At 37.6% G+C, this 18,880-nt stretch carries 16 protein-coding genes, 3 tRNA genes, 2 rRNA genes, 1 pseudogene and 1 other annotated feature; of the genes and pseudogenes, 17 read left to right on the forward strand and 5 right to left on the reverse strand.

Annotated features, from left to right (window positions below; translation table 11 throughout):
* The 4 genes from OZZ83_RS03540 to OZZ83_RS03555 form a co-directional block, all read left to right on the forward strand.
* Positions 1-99: ribosomal RNA gene (locus tag OZZ83_RS03540) — 23S ribosomal RNA — on the forward strand; the annotation flags it as partial.
* Positions 100-194: 95 nt separating this feature from the next.
* Positions 195-310 (forward strand): 5S ribosomal RNA (gene rrf, locus OZZ83_RS03545).
* A gap of 9 nt (positions 311-319) precedes the next feature.
* Positions 320-393 (forward strand) — tRNA-Asn (locus OZZ83_RS03550).
* Positions 394-519: 126 nt separating this feature from the next.
* Entirely contained in the window at positions 520-894 is a 375-nt protein-coding gene (locus tag OZZ83_RS03555) for an iron-sulfur cluster biosynthesis family protein (RefSeq protein ID WP_002310873.1), read from the forward strand.
* 143 nt (positions 895-1,037) lie between these two features.
* On the opposite strand, the pseudogene OZZ83_RS03560 reads toward OZZ83_RS03555, so the two are convergent.
* Together OZZ83_RS03560 and OZZ83_RS03565 are read right to left on the reverse strand one after the other, a co-directional pair.
* Positions 1,038-1,373 (reverse strand): annotated as a pseudogene (locus OZZ83_RS03560) (alpha/beta fold hydrolase); the annotation flags it as partial.
* Positions 1,374-1,698: 325 nt separating this feature from the next.
* Positions 1,699-1,929, reverse strand: coding sequence for a hypothetical protein (locus OZZ83_RS03565; RefSeq protein WP_002310198.1), 231 nt, complete (start codon positions 1,927-1,929; stop codon positions 1,699-1,701).
* Between the two features lie 292 nt (positions 1,930-2,221).
* Between OZZ83_RS03565 and OZZ83_RS14720 the strand changes: the two genes are divergently transcribed.
* Positions 2,222-2,461, forward strand: coding sequence for a DUF5626 family protein (locus tag OZZ83_RS14720; protein ID WP_160298796.1), 240 nt, complete (start codon positions 2,222-2,224; stop codon positions 2,459-2,461).
* Positions 2,462-2,728: 267 nt separating this feature from the next.
* Here the strand turns inward: OZZ83_RS14720 and OZZ83_RS03570 are convergent.
* A tRNA-Thr gene (locus tag OZZ83_RS03570) sits at positions 2,729-2,801 on the reverse strand.
* A 215-nt stretch (positions 2,802-3,016) separates the two neighbouring features.
* Between OZZ83_RS03570 and OZZ83_RS03575 the strand changes: the two genes are divergently transcribed.
* Positions 3,017-3,090 (forward strand) — tRNA-Asn (locus OZZ83_RS03575).
* Between the two features lie 137 nt (positions 3,091-3,227).
* Here the strand turns inward: OZZ83_RS03575 and OZZ83_RS03580 are convergent.
* Positions 3,228-3,392, reverse strand: coding sequence for a hypothetical protein (locus OZZ83_RS03580; protein ID WP_002320198.1), 165 nt, complete (start codon positions 3,390-3,392; stop codon positions 3,228-3,230).
* Positions 3,393-3,687: 295 nt separating this feature from the next.
* Between OZZ83_RS03580 and OZZ83_RS03585 the strand changes: the two genes are divergently transcribed.
* The 3 genes from OZZ83_RS03585 (at position 3,688) to OZZ83_RS03595 (ending at position 6,806) form a co-directional block, all read left to right on the forward strand.
* The gene (locus tag OZZ83_RS03585) at positions 3,688-5,016 is read left to right on the forward strand and encodes an aminopeptidase C (RefSeq protein ID WP_002310204.1); all 1,329 of its coding nucleotides are present in this window, start codon (positions 3,688-3,690) and stop codon (positions 5,014-5,016) included.
* Between the two features lie 203 nt (positions 5,017-5,219).
* Entirely contained in the window at positions 5,220-6,053 is an 834-nt protein-coding gene (locus OZZ83_RS03590) for a fructosamine kinase family protein (RefSeq protein ID WP_325066010.1), read from the forward strand.
* 15 nt (positions 6,054-6,068) lie between these two features.
* Positions 6,069-6,806 (forward strand): acyl-ACP thioesterase domain-containing protein, encoded by a 738-nt coding sequence (locus tag OZZ83_RS03595; protein WP_002310206.1) that lies wholly within the window; start codon positions 6,069-6,071, stop codon positions 6,804-6,806.
* A gap of 154 nt (positions 6,807-6,960) precedes the next feature.
* On the opposite strand, the gene OZZ83_RS03600 is transcribed toward OZZ83_RS03595, so the two are convergent.
* Positions 6,961-7,929 (reverse strand): asparaginase, encoded by a 969-nt coding sequence (locus tag OZZ83_RS03600; RefSeq protein ID WP_002314249.1) that lies wholly within the window; start codon positions 7,927-7,929, stop codon positions 6,961-6,963.
* Between the two features lie 230 nt (positions 7,930-8,159).
* Here OZZ83_RS03600 and OZZ83_RS03605 point away from each other — a divergent pair, with 230 nt between their 5' ends.
* The 8 genes from OZZ83_RS03605 (at position 8,160) to OZZ83_RS03640 (ending at position 18,799) form a co-directional block, all read left to right on the forward strand.
* The gene (locus OZZ83_RS03605) at positions 8,160-8,993 is read left to right on the forward strand and encodes a DUF72 domain-containing protein (RefSeq protein ID WP_002310208.1); all 834 of its coding nucleotides are present in this window, start codon (positions 8,160-8,162) and stop codon (positions 8,991-8,993) included.
* A 33-nt stretch (positions 8,994-9,026) separates the two neighbouring features.
* Entirely contained in the window at positions 9,027-9,866 is an 840-nt protein-coding gene (locus OZZ83_RS03610) for a Cof-type HAD-IIB family hydrolase (RefSeq protein ID WP_002310209.1), read from the forward strand.
* 25 nt (positions 9,867-9,891) lie between these two features.
* Positions 9,892-10,452 (forward strand): haloacid dehalogenase, encoded by a 561-nt coding sequence (locus OZZ83_RS03615; RefSeq protein ID WP_002310210.1) that lies wholly within the window; start codon positions 9,892-9,894, stop codon positions 10,450-10,452.
* A gap of 198 nt (positions 10,453-10,650) precedes the next feature.
* A complete protein-coding gene (locus OZZ83_RS03620; RefSeq protein WP_002310211.1) occupies positions 10,651-12,372 on the forward strand; it encodes a septation ring formation regulator EzrA in 1,722 nt (573 codons plus the stop codon).
* Positions 12,373-12,538: 166 nt separating this feature from the next.
* Complete coding sequence (locus tag OZZ83_RS03625) at positions 12,539-13,681, forward strand: cysteine desulfurase family protein (protein WP_002314246.1); 1,143 nt, start codon at positions 12,539-12,541, stop codon at positions 13,679-13,681.
* A 15-nt stretch (positions 13,682-13,696) separates the two neighbouring features.
* Positions 13,697-14,908 (forward strand): tRNA uracil 4-sulfurtransferase ThiI, encoded by a 1,212-nt coding sequence (thiI, locus tag OZZ83_RS03630; protein WP_002310213.1) that lies wholly within the window; start codon positions 13,697-13,699, stop codon positions 14,906-14,908.
* Between the two features lie 205 nt (positions 14,909-15,113).
* Positions 15,114-15,761 (forward strand): redox-sensing transcriptional repressor Rex, encoded by a 648-nt coding sequence (locus OZZ83_RS03635; RefSeq protein WP_002287954.1) that lies wholly within the window; start codon positions 15,114-15,116, stop codon positions 15,759-15,761.
* A 128-nt stretch (positions 15,762-15,889) separates the two neighbouring features.
* Positions 15,890-16,106, forward strand: a binding site (T-box leader).
* A 47-nt stretch (positions 16,107-16,153) separates the two neighbouring features.
* Positions 16,154-18,799, forward strand: a complete 2,646-nt coding sequence (locus OZZ83_RS03640) for a valine--tRNA ligase (RefSeq protein ID WP_002345562.1) — start codon at positions 16,154-16,156, stop codon at positions 18,797-18,799.
* The last annotated feature ends 81 nt before the right edge of the window (positions 18,800-18,880 follow it).

Raw genomic sequence — 18,880 nt, forward strand, 5'->3', positions numbered from 1 at the left:
AAGTAAGATCCCTGAGAGATGATCAGGTAGATAGGTCAGGAGTGGAAGTACAGTGATGTATGGAGCGGACTGATACTAATCGATCGAGGACTTAACCAATAGGTTAAAAAGAAAAGAACTCGGCAAAAAACTTATATGACTTCAAATCCAGTTTTGAGTGAACAAAATTTACTCAATAAAAGATAACACCACAGTGTGGTGGCGATAGCGAGAAGGATACACCTGTAACCATGCCGAACACAGAAGTTAAGCTTCTTAGCGCCGATTGTAGTGAGGGGTTGCCCCTTGTGAGAGTAGGACGTCGCCACGCTGATGTTATTCCGGCATAGCTCAGTTGGTAGTAGCGCATGACTGTTAATCATGATGTCGTAGGTTCGAGTCCTACTGCCGGAGTAAAAGTAGATGTAAGAAATATCAAAAGATATTTCTTACATCTTTTTGTTTTGAGCAGGACTTTAGATAATTTTATTAATATATGCTAGCATGCTTTTGTAAATAAAAAAAAGAGGGCGTTTGAATATGTATCTTAAAATTACAGATCAAGCACAAGAAAGATTACAAAAATATATTGATGAAGGCGCGACAGTTATTTTAGATTTAGATGATGGCGTGGGCGAATATTCTAAAATGGGTGTGTGCTCTTTAGATACTAGTTTCCGTTTACTTCTTCTTGATAAAGAACAAGGAAAAAATGATTATAAACTACAATTAGATAGTGATATTGGGGAAGTTTATATCAAAGATTATTCAAAAATGTACATGGATGAACACATGACCCTTTCTTTAGATCCACGTCTAGGTGTATTTACTCTTGAAAGTCCAAGTGGTTCTTTAGACAGCCATGTACAATTAGTCGATTTACGACCAGAAAAATTCTCTGGCATGAAACAATAATTTTCTCTTCATTGATCCATGATCCATAAAACTAGTCTCAATCGAGCTACATTGAAAAACATGACAACATTCTTAACTTGGTAAATAAAAAAGACGACACATTTTGTCGTCTTTTTTATTGATTAGCTATTTTCGATAAATGATCACATAGCTTGTGCTATTATTTCTGGCTTTTCTCTATTCAATTCATGTTTTCCGTTTTCGATAAACAGGAGACGGCTATTAGTTGAAACTTTATATAACCGTTTTGCTCCAGGCTTATTTGCATAATCTTTTGTACCGCATAAAATCAATTTAGGAAGTCGTGATGTATGAAGCTGTTTTTTGCAATCTAATGTTTTAAGTAAACGAAGTAGGGTAAGGCTTTGCTTTTTAGACAAACCTAATTTTTTAAACATTTTAAAAGGTACGCATTAAAAATAAACATTCTGGAAAATAAGCAATAAGCGATCAGGAAATTCAAATTGTGGATCAGTTAAATCAATAGAGTACTCGGGGGCACTGAAACATCCATAAAGCAAGTAGCTCCGCTATCGGTTGTCAACAGGGACACTTACTTTAATGTGATTCCATTAATTTGGAGAATAAATGGACTTTCACTCTACTACGATGGTCATCTTGAAAGAATTATCAACCATCGGAAGACCTAACATTTCCTTTTCCAAACCAAATTGATACACAACAAACTCATAACTTCCCGGATCACTTGGCGCTTTGAAAGAAATCTTTCCATTTTGTGGAGTAATTTTATTGGTTTTAGAATCTTTCGATAACCGAATAGGGAAGTTAGAAAGACCATTTAGTTCAATTTGCTTGTTTCCTAATAAGGCAACAAGGACGTATTCCTCCTAATGACACTTCATAATTGCCAACTATCAAGATATCTTCATCCGAACTTTGACTTAATCTTTCAGCTTTTTCGATCAATCTCAGAGTTGCTTGATCAGTACCACCATATTCAGTAGTCGCATTTGCCGTGATACTTAACCCAAAGCTTCCCAATACAATTGTACATAGAACTAATTTTTTAATCATTATGTTCCCTCCTATAAAAAATTTATATTGTTACTAACGTAATTATCTCAGAACATGCCTTTCTTGATAAGAACTCACCAGGTTACATCAATGTAAATCATTGGCTTCGTTAAGGTAACTAGCAGTTGATTTTGGGAGTACATGACTTTTATTAACAAAAATATTTAGAAGGAATTGGATCCAAAGAAGAAGTAAAAGCTCAGGAAAAAATAAGCTCAACTGTACTTGAGCTCGTATTATCAGATAGTATGGACATGAAGGAGCTGACCTATATTAATGAGGAGGAGAGGAAATACATTTAATAGTTGAAGAAATTGAGCGTCTGGGTAGAGTTGGTGCTAGAACTTATCGTTTCTCTAAAGCTTCTTCTGGAAATTGGCCCGTTTCCTATGACGTTCGTGTAAATGGCAGACAGCATATTATATCTACCTCGGATTTAAGTATTTCAGTACCTAGAGGGAATATTATTTCTAGAACTTTAACCCATAATAATAAACGGATGATTTCTAATGGTCAACTAGTTGTAAACTAAACAAGAGGTAATGATTATGGAATTAGCAGTGAAATTAAAGTATTCATAGAAAAAAGAGAGGGGTTTTTCAAGAAGATGTTGCAGAGCCGTTAAATATTACGCGACAATAAGAGTCGAGCAATCGATTGGATGAATTTTTTTATTCGCAGACTAACTGAAAAATTCTTTTTTTGTTTAAAATAAAAACAGTTTTGTGGGATTTTCGTGGCATAAAATAAAAAACAGCGCAGACACATGGTTAAACCAACATGTTGCACTGTTTAAGGAAGCCACTTGCCGGGCTTGAACCGGCGACCTCTTCCTTACCATGGAAGCGCTCTACCAGCTGAGCTAAAGCGGCATTATCATTAATACAAATAATAGGATAACGAATATTAATGTATTTGTCAATATATTTTTTATCAAAAAAATGTGTTTTTGTACTAATGAAACAATTCTTAGAAAAAAGTAAAAATAACAAAAAATGCTAACGGTTTCTTCGAGAATATAGTAAAAAATTTTAAAAAAAGTATTGCGTTATTTGAAAGAAATTGATATTATATTCATGTACTTGATTCCGGCATAGCTCAGTTGGTAGTAGCGCATGACTGTTAATCATGATGTCGTAGGTTCGAGTCCTACTGCCGGAGTAAATAAAGCTTATGCAAAGAAAAAGAAATCCAATCACTTGGGTTTCTTTTTCTTTTATTATTATGATGAATCAATCTTTCTGTTTTTGTCACGTATGTTGTAATCTTTACGAAAGAGTAGAGTTGGCTACTCATAATCAACCATACTTCCCATCATCGCTAAATACGAAATAAATCAGCATTCCTACACCAATCAAAGCACAAACTGCACCAAGAAAAGGAATGACATTCCCAAAGTTATCTGTATTCATAAGTATGCCACCACCCACAAACAAAAAGCCGCCAGCAATCAGGTTTTTCATTTTATTCATTCTCCTTTCTTACGTTATAGTATTTCCTTCTTTCAATGAGTATTTTGAAAGCTATCTTATTGTATGATGTTCTTCTAGACCTTTTCTTTATTATACAGTCCATTTTCGTTATCTCATAGGAATATTCTTTTTTATTTGAAAATTATTGTATACCGTATGACATTTTTCTTCATGAAGTTGTAAGTATATTCTCATTCAAATGAAAATTTCATCATAGAAGAGATTGTATTTCTAAATTCTTAAGAGTAAAATACGAAGTGTAACTTGGATTTGGAAGGATGATTGGATGAAAGCTATTACACCGGATATGACAACAAAATTTGACAAACAGTTTCAAGCAAATAACAAACAGCAGGCGTTGCAGCGGGCTGTCGTGAAGAACGGGATTACTGCTTCTGCTGAAAATATTTCAGCACATGTGGCGAATACACCAGTATTTTCTATTGATTTAGCTACAGGCAAAGTGGCTAATCAGATGCAATCGGGTCGTTGTTGGATGTTTGCTGCATTGAATACGTTCCGTCACAAAATGCTGAATCAATTCCATTTAAAAGAGTTTGAATTATCACAAAATTACACTTTTTTCTGGGATAAATATGAAAAGGCAAATTACTTCTATGAAAACATTATTGCAACTGGAAAAGAGGCTATTGATAGCCGAAAAGTGGCTTTCTTGCTAACTACTCCTCAACAAGATGGCGGTCAATGGGATATGATCGTTTCATTATTCCAAAAATACGGTGTTGTGCCTAAATCGGTAATGCCGGAAAGTGCGAATAGTTCAAATTCTCGAGATTTGAATAACTACTTGAACAAACTACTGCGTAAAGATGCAGTTGTGTTACGCGAAATGGTTGCTCAAGGAGAAACATTAGACGCTATTGAAGAAAAAAAAGAAGAAATGCTAGAAAGTATTTATAACTTCTTAGCCATCTCATTAGGAACACCTCCAAAAGAATTCGATTTTGAGTACCGCGATGAAGAACAAAACTATCATCTTGACCGAGGACTGACGCCACAAATTTTTTATGATAAATACATCGGTGTAAAATTAGATGATTATATTAGTGTGATCAATGCACCAACAAAAGACAAACCATTCAATCGTTCTTATACAGTAGAGATGCTAGGGAATGTCGTTGACGGGAAAGAAGTTAAATACCTGAATGTTGATATGGAAACTTTCAAAAAATTAGCGATTGCTCAGCTTGAACAAGGAGAATCTGTATGGTTTGGTTGTGATGTAGGACAATCTTCTACTAGAACCAGTGGCATCATGGCCTTAGATGCTTATTCGATGGATGATCTATTCGATACGGATTTCACAATGACTAAAGCTGAACGTTTGGATTTTGGTGAAAGTTTGATGACCCATGCGATGGTATTGACTGGCGTTGATTTAGTGGACGGACAATCAACAAAATGGAAAGTCGAAAACAGCTGGGGCGAAAAAGTTGGAAAGAACGGTTTCTTCGTTATGAGTGATGCTTGGATGGACGAATATACGTACCAAATCGTTGTCAGAAAAGATTTGTTGACGAAAGAGCAACTAAATGCGTTCAATGAAGAACCAATTATGCTAGCTCCATGGGATCCAATGGGTGCTTTAGCATAGGTAAATAGTTCAATAAAGAGTATGCTATAGATAAAAAGAGCTGGCTTAAGTCAGCTCTTTTTTATCTATAAAGTCCATCTCCTGATTTTTATGATCCCTGTGCTATAATTCTAAATAAAGGGATAAGGATTGGAAATAATCCTTTTATCATGAAACAAGTAGGATGACAAAATAGAATAAAATTGGGAGTAGGGGGAAAAGTCATGGATATCCAAACTGTTTTATCTGATCTGAAACTAAATGGGAAAGTGATTCCAGTTGTTGGCGGCGATGTGAATCAAACTTATCGTATAAAAACAGATCAACGTGCTTATTTTTTGAAAATCCATCCGAATGTAAAAAAAGATTTTTTTGAAGCAGAAGTAGATGGGTTAAAAGAGCTAGCTACATTCGTACGTGTACCAGATACCTACATGCTGGGTGAAACAAGTGAAGGCGCTTATTTGTTAATGGAATGGATCGAGCCGGGAAAAGGAGATCAACGAGATCTTGCTGTAGCTTTAGCTAAACTCCATCAGCAAACAGCGCCACAATTTGGTTTTCGAAAAGATAACTATCTAGGTACACTTATTCAGAAAAATTCTTTTGAAGAAGATTGGTGGATTTTTTTCTTTAAAAATCGGCTTGAAGCCCAGATTTCTTTAGCGGAAGAAACGAATCGTTGGAATGTACAGCGGCAAGAAAAGTATCTGCAATTTAAAGAACGAGTATTGAAATCGGTTGAACCCAAAAAGATCACTCCACGCCTCTTGCATGGAGACCTGTGGAGTGGTAATGTGTTCTTTGACCAGCAAGGACATCCAATTTTTGTCGATCCGGCTGTTTCTTATGGGAATCGGGAACAAGACATTGCAATGATTCAGTTATTCGGCGGTTTCCGACCGGAATTTTTAGATGCCTATCAAACTATATTTCCATTAGAAGAGGGATGGGAAGATCGACTACCGATTTACCAGTTATATTATCTTTTGGCACATTTGAATATGTTTGGAGAAAGTTACGGTTCCCAAGTAGATCAATTACTAGAAAGTTTTTAAGAGGAGGGCGTGTTTTTGGCAAAGAAATATACCAAAAAGCATGAAGTTTCATATTATGAGTGTGACATCAATCAAACGATGACATTTCCTTCGATGTTAGGAGTAGTTATCAAAACATCTGAAGATCAAAGCGACCAGTTGGGAAGAGGCAGTGAATTCGTCAATAGCTTTGGACTGACTTGGGTCATCACGAATTATTCTATGGAGATTAATCGTCTGCCTAGAGTCGGTGAAGTAATTTCAGTAACGACTCAAGCCATGGAGTACAATAAGTTTTTCTGTTATCGGAACTTCTGGATCCATGATGAAGATGGGGAAGAATTAGTCAAAATAGAATCTGTTTTTGTATTGATGGATTTTGTGAATCGAAAAATGAGCAGTGTTAATGAAGAAATCATTGCTCCTTTTGAGAGTGAGAAGATCAAAAAAATCAAGCGTCAGGAAAAAATTGAAAAGATTGATTCGGGCTTCATGTTGCCATATCGTGTTCGTTTTTATGATATCGATAGTAATCAGCATGTTAATAATGCGATGTATTTTAATTGGATCATTGATGTATTGGGATATGACTTTTTGACTACGCATGTTCCAGAAAAAGTAATTATTCGATTTGATAAAGAAGTAGAGTACGGGAATGAGATCGAAAGCCATTTTGAACAAGTCCCAACCGAAAATGGTATCAAAACAAAACATGAAATCCGAATGCAAGAACAGCTGTATTGTGAAGCCAATATTCTATGGAAAAATAAATAAAAAAGAGGTTGTGACAGAAGTGGTCAGCTTCAAGAAATAAGAAGAAATTTACGGAAATTGTTTCTCAAATTTTTGTGAAATTTCGGCTTAGTTTTCGAAGAAGCTACTTTTGTCACAGCCTCTCTTTTTAAGTTTAGCTATCAGATATTGATGGTTAGTTTTGGATAAACGAAATCAATTCTTCGCCCGTCAAACCATAGTTTACGGCAATCAATAGTTTTAAACGTGCTTTTTGACTATTGATGCTGTTGCAGAAAATAATCCCCATTTCTTCTAGTTCTTTTCCTCCGCCTTCATAATCATAAACAGGCTCTGCGATTCCATTGAAACAACGAGAAACAAGTACTACAGGAATTTTTTGGACAAGAAGCTTTTCTAAAGCTGCTAAGGCTTGAGGAGGGAGATTTCCGGCACCTAAAGCTTCAATGACTAGACCGTCTACTTTCGTATGGGCGATTGCTTCCAATAAGTCTCCTTGCATCCCAGCATATGCTTTAACAATTGGGATAGTCCCATTTACAGCGGAAATATCCAGCCGCTTTGTTTCTAAAAGTTCTTGTAAGAATAAGATTCGATTCTTAGTTACTAAACCGATTGGTCCCAATGTAGGCGTTCGGAAAGTAGCAACATTTGTGGTGTGGGTCTTTGTCACGTAGCGTGCAGAATGAATCTCATCGTTCATGACCACTAATACACCCTTATCTACCGCTTCTTCACAGCTTGCGACGCGAATAGCACTTTCAAAATTATAGAGGCCGTCACTTCCAAGTTCGTTACTTGAACGCATTGCCCCAGTCAAAACAATTGGTAATTTGTCACCAATCGTTGTATCAAGAAAAAAGGCAGTTTCTTCTAATGTATCCGTACCGTGTGTAATCACCACTCCGAATATACCTGATTCATAAGCGGACAAGATACGTTCTTTTAATACCAACATGTGAGAAGGCATGATGTGTGGTGAGGGAAGATTGAAGATATCTTCAACTAAGAGTTCCACATGCTCAGGTATCGTGATTTCTGCATCTAATAACGGGTTTGCCACATCAGGACTAACACCGCCAGTGAGCATGTTTTCTTTCATGGCGATCGTTCCGCCGGTGTGCAGTACAAGTATTTTTTTCATTTTACAGACTTCCTTACGAATAATTTTGCATAGCCGTTAAATCTTATTGTATACTATATAAAAGAGTTTTGCTATCAGTGAAGAATAACAATAGCCAGACTTATTATAAAAAAGCTACTCTTACTTAAACGAAGAAGACTCGACCTTGACCTCTTAATGCACGGAGTATTTGGTTGAGTTTCTTTTACAAAAAAGTAGTCAAGAGAAAACAATTACGAAGGTGGTCGAAAATGATCAGAATCGGATTAACATCGTTTAAAGAACATGACAAATTAACTGGCAAAAAGAATAACACTCTGTATGAATATGCCGGATTTCTACCCTTAGTGGAATTAGATACTGCTTATTATGGGATTCCTCGAAAGTCCTCTGTTGAGAATTGGATAAACGAAGTACCTGAATCTTTTCGCTTTGTAGTCAAAGTCTATCAAGGGATCAGCGGTCAAGGAGATTGGAAGCCTTATTATCAGACAGAAGAAGAGATGATTACGCATTTTTTAGATGTCATGTCGCCAATGGTAGAAGCTGGAAAGCTTTTTTGCTTTTTAATTCAATTCCCCTCTTCATTCAAGTGTACAAAAGAAAATGTCCAATACTTGCGCAAACTTAGAAAGTGGTTTGAGGGTTATCCTGTTGCTGTAGAATTGCGGGACTATTCTTGGTATAGCGATGAATTTCTTGAACGTACGAGAAACTTTATGTCTCGAGCCGCTTTTTCTTTAGCCATCATTGATGAGCCGCAGCTGCTGAATACAACGATCCCTTTTGATCCATTTGTAACCAATCCGAACTTTGCTCTTTTTCGATTTCATGGCAGGAATGCTCAGGGATGGCAAGCAAATGATAAAGATTGGCGCAAAAAAAGAACATTGTATCGTTATTCAGAAAAAGAACTACAAGAACTAGCATGTGAAGTCAAAGCAGTTGATTCTAAGACAAAAGAGATAGGTGTGATTTTTAATAACAATTCTGGCGGGGATGCGGCTGAAAATGCATTAGCACTGCAAAAAATATTAAATATCCAGCCGGATGGACTTAATCCAACTCAAATGGATCTGTTTTAAGGGCTTATTTTATTCATGAAAGGGGCGAAGTCTATGATCAAAGCTATTTTTTTTGATATTGACGGAACATTGGTCACCAATCGTTCAAAAGCATTGGAATCAACAAAACAAGCAATTAACTATGCTCGGAAAAACGGCATTTTATGCGGTGTAGCAACGGGGCGCAGCCCAATAAAGATCAAAGAAATCATTGATGATTTGGAATTAGATATGTATGTCGTGTATAATGGTCAACTGGTTTTTACTGCAGATCGAACGATTATCGACCACCCTTTTGAACAAAAAGTATTGGAACATATTGTTGAATTTGCAGATGCTAACCATCGACAAATCGTTTTTGGTGCGAGAAATCGGCTAGATGGATCAACAACGATGCTATTAGGACAATCGATTTTTATCAAGCGGCTAGTCAGCTTTTTACCGCGTAAATTCCCGGTACGTCTGATGAAAAAAGTCCTCCAGCTTTTTAGCCCTCATCGGCAAAAGGACCGTTATGAAACATTAGAGATATTAAAAGAACCAATTTACCAATGTATACTGCTTAGTCCGGAGTCAGAACAGAAAAAGTTAGAACATCTATTTCCCGAGTGTACCTTCCAACGTTCAAATACGTATACTGTAGATATCATCCCAAAAGGTGGTTCAAAATTGCTAGGCATCCAAGCTTTCGCAAATGCTGTCGGAATTGAGATGGAAGAAATCATGGCATTCGGCGACCATTACAATGATATCGAGATGCTGAAAGGTGTAGGAATTGGAGTGGCTATGGGAAATGCTCAGATTGAAGTAAAACATGCCGCAGATTTTGTGACCCAATCAAATGAAGAAGATGGCATATACGAAGGACTGAAACACTTTGGTCTGATTTATTAGTCAATGAAAGAAGGAAAACATTAGTATGGAATCAGAGACACCTTTTCAAAAAGTAGAAGCATTTCACAAAATTTTTGATCCAAGAAGACCAGAAATCCCCACAGCTTTTACTGCGATGGAGGCTCATACACGTGCTGCATTCAAAATAGAAGAACTTGTTGAATTTGTTGCAGCTACCTCACCAAGTAAAGAACAACTACATGAAGCTGTTACTCTGCTACACGAAGCATTAGATAAAGCAGAAGAAAAAATACTTGATAAAACAGAGTGGGGAAGTGACCCACTGATTGAACAAGTAGATGCACTGACAGATATCCTTTACTTTACTTACGGTTCTTTTTCATTATTGGGAATAGCGCCTGATCGAATATTTGATATCGTCCATCAGGCAAATATGGGAAAATTGTTTCCAGATGGAAAACCTCATTATGATCCTGTAACAAATAAAGTATTGAAACCTGAGAACTGGCAGATGGAGTACGCGCCAGAGCCTAAAATCGCGGCAGAAATCCAACGACAGATTCAAGAAGCTCTTGCTAGGAAAAGCTCTGCTGATAGGAGTGCATGCACAAACGAAACAGAGTGATCAGTACGTCACTATTTTTGTTATCTTTATACGATGAAAAACAAAAGATTTTCGTTTAAGTTAGTGAATGCATGAAAATAGTATGCTATAATCTAGAATAGATGTCTTTTGCACGAGAGACGTATTATTTGGATTTATGCCAAGCAGAACGCCATCTGTTGCATAAAAAGATGCATACTGAAAACGGAGGAACCATAAATGGGAAATAATGTTATCATCGGAATCGTCATTGCAATCATTATAGTCGCCATTGTCGTCTTTTTGGTTAGTTACTTGATGAAGAAAAAAAACCAAGATCGATTGGATGCCTTAGAAAAACGCAAGGAAGAATTATTTGACTTGCCAGTGATTGAAGAAGTCGATGATGTTAAAAAAATGCATCTGGTTGGGCAAAGCCAAAATACCTTTCGTGAATGGAGTCAAAAGTGGAATGACATATCTACTTCCTCATTCGCTGAATTAGAAAGTCAAATTTTTGAAGTGGAAAACCTCAATGAAAGTTTTCGGTTCTTAAAAGGAAAAAAAGCAGTTGTTGAAGCAGAAGCAACAATGGACCAAATGGAGAAACAAGTAACGGAAATCCGTGAAGGTCTGAAGGAATTGCGAGAAACAGAAGAACGCAACTCATTAGCTGTCCAGCAGGCGCTTGATGTCTATGAAGAACTGAAAGAAAAAGTCAGAGAAGACGAGCATGAATATGGACCAGCTCTTTTTGAATTGCAAAAACAGATCAAGATGATCGAAAAAGAATTTACGCAATTCGTGACTTTAAATACTTCCGGCGATCCTGTAGAGGCCCGCGAGGTTTTAGATAAAGCAGAAAAACATACGTATGAAGTGGAAGCTCTGATGAAAAAAATTCCACCACTGTATGAAGATCTCCATACGACTTTCCCTGAACAACTTGAAGAAATCAGTGATACTTATGAGAAATTAATGGAAGAACAATATGTATTCCCTGAAGAAGATCTTGCTGAAGATATCGCAAAAGTAAGTCGAAGAATTGAAAATTCATTAGCCAATCTTGAAAAAACAGAAGTTGAAACGGTCGAATTCGAAAACCGAGAAACAGCTGATTTGATTGATTCGCTATATGACATCTTAGAACGAGAAATGGAAGCTCAGAGATATGTAAAAACTAACCAATCAACGATTGCAGAGTATATCAAACATACAACGAAGAATAACCGTCAATTATTGATTGAGTTGGATCACACCGCTCAAAGCTATACATTGAATCACAATGAAATTGGTCGTGTACGAGGTTTCCAAACTGAAGTGGAAGAAATGGAACGTCAAAATGAACAGATGATTCCACAGATCCGCCAACACGAAATCCCTTATTCAGAAGTGCGTACGTTCTATAAAACAGTCTTCAAGGTCTTAGAAGATATCGAAACGCAACAAGTAGAGATCGACGACTCATTACATGAATTGAGAAAAGGCGAAAAAGAAGCGCAAGAAAAGATCGATACATTCGAATTTAAATTGCGTAGTTTGAAACGTTTTGTAGAGAAACAACGTTTGCCTGGCTTGCCGAATGATTACCTAGAATTCTTTTTTGTTGCTACTGATCGTATTGAAGAACTAAGTGTTGTCTTGAATAAAATTCGAGTAAACATGGAGGAAGTCAATCGTTTAGTTGCTCTATGCGAAGAAGATCTAGAATTATTAGATAAGAAGACACATGATCTAGTAGATGCAGCAGCACTAACGGAGCAAATGCTCCAATATGCAAACCGTTATCGTCATACACACGAAGAAGTTCGAGAAGCGATTGATAAAAGTTACTATTTATTCAATAAAGAATATCATTATCAAGAAGCATTAGACGAAATTGGTACAGCATTAGAGCGAGTAGAACCAGGTGCTTTCAAACGCATCGAAGATTTTTATTTTAATCATCCAGACTTAGTATAAAGCAAAAAAGTAGCAATCATGCAAGAACAAGACAACCATCCGTCTTGTTCTTGTCTTTTTTTTATGTCTATCTGAAAGAGGAAACAAGTGAAAATTCCACCTGCTCTTGAAAGCACCTTGGACAACCGTTATAATAGAAAAGAATTTCAAAAAAGAGGGGTTTCTTATGATATATTTTGATAACAGTGCAACGACCCCAATCTTTCCGCAAAGCTTAGATGCATATGTAAAAACCAGTCAGCGGATTATTGGGAATCCATCAAGTCTTCATGATTTGGGCAATCAAGCTAATCGGTTGTTGCAGCAAGCAAGAAAGCAGATCGCTGATTTGATCCATGCAGAGCCAGAAGAAATCTTTTTTACTTCAGGAGGAACAGAAGGAGATAACTGGGTATTAAAAGGAACGATGATTGAAAAAAGAGAGTATGGGAATCATATGATCATTTCAGGAATCGAACATCCGGCAGTCAGTGAGACGGCCGAACAATTAAAAGAATTAGGAATCGAAGTAAGTATCGCCCCAGTAGATAAACGCGGATTTGTACGTGTTGACGAATTGAAAAAATTAATAAGAAAAGAGACAGTTTTGGTCTCTGTTATGGCTGTGAATAATGAAGTAGGATCGATTCAGCCCATCCAGGAAATCAGTGATCTTTTGGATGATTTCCCTAAAATTCATTTCCATGTAGATGCTGTTCAGGCAATCGGAAAAGTACCATTCTCGCAATGGTTGACAGGGAGAGTGGATTTTGCAACATTTTCAGCCCATAAATTCCATGGCCCACGGGGAACTGGTTTCATTTATTGGAAAAAGGGTCGTCGTTTAGCACCATTACTGACAGGTGGAGGTCAGGAAAGAAATCAACGAAGTGGGACAGAAAATGTTCCAGGTATTGTGGCTATGGCTAAAGCTTTACGTTTATCATTAGAGATAAAGGAACAAAAACCTGAGCAGACACAACGCTTAAAAGAAGCTTTAATCAATGCGTTGAAGTCGTATGATAAAGTGACGATCTTTTCAGAAGGAACCGACTATGCGCCGCACATTTTATGTTTTGCTCTAAAAGGAATTCGTGGTGAAGTTCTCGTCCATGCTTTAGAGGAAAAACAAATATTTGTTTCTACTACTAGTGCCTGCTCCTCACGTAAACATATGGCAAGCAGTACATTGCACGCGATGCATGTACCAAATGATTTGGCTACATCTGCTATTCGAATCAGCCTAGATGAAAATAATTCATTAGCAGAAGTGGAGCAATTTATGATTATTTTCAAGCAGCTTTATAAGAAATTTTCTGTAATCAATTAAAAGAGGAGTGTTCTTGTGAAATACAGTGAAATTATGGTCCGTTATGGAGAGCTTTCGACAAAAGGAAAGAATCGAAAAAGCTTTATCATGCAACTAGCACAAAATGTCAGACAAGCTTTGAAAGAATTTCCAGAAATCAAAATCCATGCTGATCGCGACCGGATGCATCTTTTGTTGAATGGTGCAGACAGTCAGCTAGTTATTCCAAAACTAGCAAAAATATTTGGGATCCAAAATTTTTCTCCGAGTATTCGGGTAGAAAAAGATGTTGAAGTTTTGAAACAAGCTGTTCAAGACATCATGAAAGAAATTTATACAGGGAAAGAAACATTTAAAATTATCGCTAAAAGAAGCGATCACCAATTTGAATTGACAAGTAATGAATTGAATCAAACATTAGGCAATGCTGTTTTTGATATTTTCCCTCATATCCAAGTTCAAATGCGTCAGCCCGATATTCCATTACGTGTAGAGATTCGTCGTGACGGCGCTTATCTGTCGTATGAAACGATCAAAGGAGCTGGCGGGTTGCCTGTAGGAACAAGCGGAAAAGGAATGCTCATGCTTTCTGGCGGGATTGATTCTCCTGTTGCAGGATATTTTGCAATGAAGCGGGGAGTGGAAATCGAAGCTGTTCATTTTGCTAGTCCGCCGTATACAAGTGAACAAGCACTGCAAAAAGCAAAAGACTTAACAGCGAAACTAGCGCCTTATGTAGGAACAATCCATTTTATTGAAGTGCCATTTACCGAGATTCAAGAAGAAATCAAAAAATCAGTGCCACAAGGATATTGGATGACGATCACTCGTCGAATGATGTTGCGGTTGACCGATGAAATTCGCCGTATTCGTCATGGTCTAGTTATTTTGAATGGCGAATCATTAGGTCAAGTGGCTTCGCAAACCTTGCAAAGTATGGTGGCTATCAATGAAGTAACGAATACGCCAATCATTCGGCCTGTAGCGACAATGGATAAACTTGAAATCATTGAAGTAGCGGAACAGATCGATACATTTAATCTTTCTATCCAACCTTTTGAAGACTGCTGTACGATTTTTGCGCCTCCACAGCCAAAAACACGCCCTCAACTGGAAAAGGTCCATCAATATGAAGAGCGTTTAGCAATAGATGAAATGATCCAACGTGCATTAGCTGGTTTGAAGATGGAAGAGATACAAGCAGAATCTTCTAATGAAAAAACTGAAGAATTTTCAGAATTGCTATAAGTGGTTGTGAAATTAGTGTTTTGAACTAATGTCGAAGATTAGCTGATAAATGATAAAAAAATTTCCCATGAAATAGCGACCCAAATAGTTAATTTTTGGGTCGTTTTATTTGTCTCACACCCTTTTCCTTCCTACCTGTAACCTTGCTCCCGTGTTAGAAACATGTTACACTAAATATGTGAAATTATTAACAAGGAGCGTCGTTATGCGAGAAAAAACAGATACACTGCCAAAAGCAACTGCGAAAAGGTTACCTTTATATTTACGCTACTTAAAGATGCTGGATGACTCAGGCATAAGTAGAATCAAATCAAATGAGTTCAGCGAAATCACCCAAATTCCTTCTGCAACGATCCGCAGAGACTTCTCGCAATTAGGCGAGCTAGGCAGAAGCGGATATGGCTATGATGTCCCTTTCCTTATCGATGTATTCAATAATATCCTTAATACTAAAGAAGAAAAACGAATCGCATTAGTTGGATACGGAAATCTTGGCAAAGCATTGAAACACAACAATTTTAGAAGAAATGAAAATCTAAATATCGTGTGCGTCTTTGATAATGATCCAGCACTGATCAATCGAGTCATTGATGGAGAAATGATCTATCCGATTGATCGTTTCGCAGAGATAGCCAAAGCAAAAAATGTGACAGTAGCAATCTCTACGGTACCAAGTAAATATTCACAATCTGCTATTGATGAAATTGTCAAAGGGAATGTAACCGCTATCCTTAACTTTGCACCTGACCGAGTAACTGTCCCAGCTTATGTCAATGTTCAATACATTGATTTGACAACCGAGTTACAGACGCTTATTTACTTTGATGAGAATTACTCAGAAGTTTTTTCTTAGGAAAATTTGAGTAGGCTTATTGATCTTGCAAGGATCCGTCGTAATTCTTTCAAAAATTTTTTAATACTAAATGAAGTGGTTTTTTCACGACCACTTGTTGACTAAAAAAAAAAACCATTGTAGAATGAAGCATAACGCTGAACAAGAGGAGTAACTGGCACATTCATTCTTAGAGAGAGAACTATCTGCTGAAAGGTTCTCAATGACAACCAGTGAAGGTAGCTTGGGAGTTTCTGTCTTGAATGGAGTAGAGATAGACGAGTCGTGATCGTTAACTCACTTGAGAGGCAATAATGATTGATTATTGCAATTTAGGTGGTACCGCGTAAATCATACGTCCTAAAATACGAAAGTATTTTAGGACGTTTTTTAGTTTAAAGGAGGAAAACAGCATGACGGAAGAAAATAATCTATCAACAAAATATAACCCGCAAGAAGTTGAAGCTGGACGTTATCAGCATTGGTTAGAACAAGATTTGTTTAAACCGAGTGGAGATAAAAAAGCAAAACCTTATTCAATCGTGATCCCACCCCCAAATGTTACCGGAAAACTTCATTTAGGGCATGCTTGGGATACGACCTTGCAAGATATGCTGATTCGTCAAAAGAGAATGCAAGGATATGATACTTTATGGTTGCCTGGTATGGACCATGCAGGAATCGCGACACAAGCAAAGGTAGAAGCAAAGCTTAGAGAGCAAGGAATTTCTCGCTATGATCTAGGTCGTGAAAAGTTCATCGATCAAGTGTGGGAATGGAAAGAAGAGTATGCAAGTCATATCCGTGAACAGTGGGCTAAAATGGGATTATCTTTAGATTACAGCAGAGAACGTTTTACATTAGATGACGGATTATCTGAAGCAGTACGTAAAGTTTTTGTTACCTTATATGAAAAAGGGTTGATCTATCGCGGTGAATACATCATCAATTGGGACCCTCAAGCACGAACAGCTCTATCTGATATCGAAGTCATTCATAAAGACATTGAAGGCGCCTTTTACCATATGAGCTATGAACTGGCAGATGGATCAGGCGTAGTAGAAATTGCGACGACCCGGCCAGAAACGATGTTGGGAGATACGGCGATTGCTGTTCACCCAGAAGACGAGCGTTATCAAGCGCTGATCGGCAAAAAAGTGATTCTACCTTTAGTCAATAAAGAAATCCCAATCATTGCAGATGAATATGTAGATATGGAGTTTGGGACAGGTGTAGTAAAAATCACTCCAGCACATGATCCAAACGACTTTGAGGTAGGTAATCGTCATGATCTCCCACGAGTGAATGTGATGGATGATGATGGCACGATGAATGAACTAGCAGGAAAATATGCTGGAATGGATCGTTTTGCTGCTCGTAAAGCAATCGTGCAAGATCTAAAAGAAATCGGCCGATTGATCAAAATCGATACGATGGTCCATAGTGTGGGACATTCCGAGCGGACAGGTGTCGTTGTCGAACCTCGATTGTCTACTCAATGGTTTGTAAAAATGGCGCCGTTAGCAAAAAAAGCCATTGATAACCAAGAAACAGATCAAGCAGTGGAATTCTTCCCTCCAAGATTCAATCAAACATTTTTACGTTGGATGGAAAATGTCCATGACTGGGTAATTTCACGACAATTATGGTGGGGACATCAAATCCCTGCATGGTATCACAAAGAAACAGGCGAAATGTATGTAGGAATGGAAGCACCAGCTGATAGTGAAAACTGGGTCCAAGATCCGGATGTTTTAGACACTTGGTTTAGTTCAGCATTGTGGCCTTTTTCAACGATGGGCTGGCCAGACACGGAAAGCGAAGATTATAAGCGGTACTTCCCTACTAGCACCTTAGTAACTGGTTATGACATCATTTTCTTCTGGGTAAGCCGAATGATCTTCCAAAGTTTGGAATTTACTGGCGAACGACCATTTGAGAATGTCTTGATCCATGGATTGATTCGTGACGAACAAGGGCGGAAGATGAGTAAATCATTAGGTAATGGGATCGATCCGATGGAAGTAATCGAAAAGTATGGAGCAGATGCTCTTCGTTGGTTCTTATCGAATGGTTCTGCACCAGGACAAGATGTTCGCTTCAGCTATGAAAAAATGGATGCTTCATGGAACTTTATCAATAAAATCTGGAATGCTTCACGTTTCGTTATCATGAATATCAAAGGTATGACCGTAGAAGAGATCGATTTATCTGGAGAAAAATCAGTGGCTGACCGTTGGATTCTTACACGTTTGAACGAAACAGTCGCACGTGTAACTGAATTATTTGATCGTTTTGAATTTGGTGAAGCCGGTAGACAACTGTATAACTTTATCTGGGATGATTTTTGTGACTGGTATATCGAAATGAGCAAAGAAGTACTTTATGGAGATGATGCTGTTTCAAAACAAACAACACGTAGTATCCTAGTCCATACCTTGGATCAGATTTTGCGTTTGTTGCATCCAATCATGCCATTCGTCACAGAAGAAATATGGGAACATATTCCTCATCAAGGAAATTCTCTAGTAGTAGCAGAATATCCTGTGGTACGTCCAGAGTTTGACGATGAAACTGCTTCTAAAGGAATGGAAGTATTGAAGGAATTGATTCGAGCCGTTCGAAATATTCGTTCAGAAGTGAATACACCATTGTCTAAACCAATTACGCTATTAATCAAAACAAACGATGCTAAAATCGATCAATTTTTAGTTGAAAATACAAGCTACATCGAACGCTTCTGCAACCCAGAAGAGTTGACGATATCAAGTGAGATCACTGCACCAGATCTAGCGATGTCAGCTGTTCTGACAGGTGCAGAAATCTTCTTGCCGTTAGCAGGATTAATCAATATCGAAGAGGAAATCAAACGATTAGAAAAAGAACTGGAAAAATGGACAAGCGAAGTGAAACGTGTCCAAGGAAAACTTTCTAATGAACGGTTTGTTTCTAATGCGCCGGAAGAAGTAGTAGAGGCAGAACGTGCAAAAGAAAAAGATTATTTAGAGAAGCAAACGGCTGTCAAAGAACGAATCGAAAGTTTGCGTACTATTCAATAAAAGCGGGGAATACCACTTATTCCGAATAAGGGGATGTGACATGATTATTGTCGCATCCTCTTTTTTAGTCTACTCTGATTA

The sequence above is a fragment of the Enterococcus sp. E5-162 genome (assembly GCF_035725965.1).
Taxonomy (GTDB): Bacteria; Bacillota; Bacilli; order Lactobacillales; family Enterococcaceae; genus Enterococcus_B; species Enterococcus_B lactis.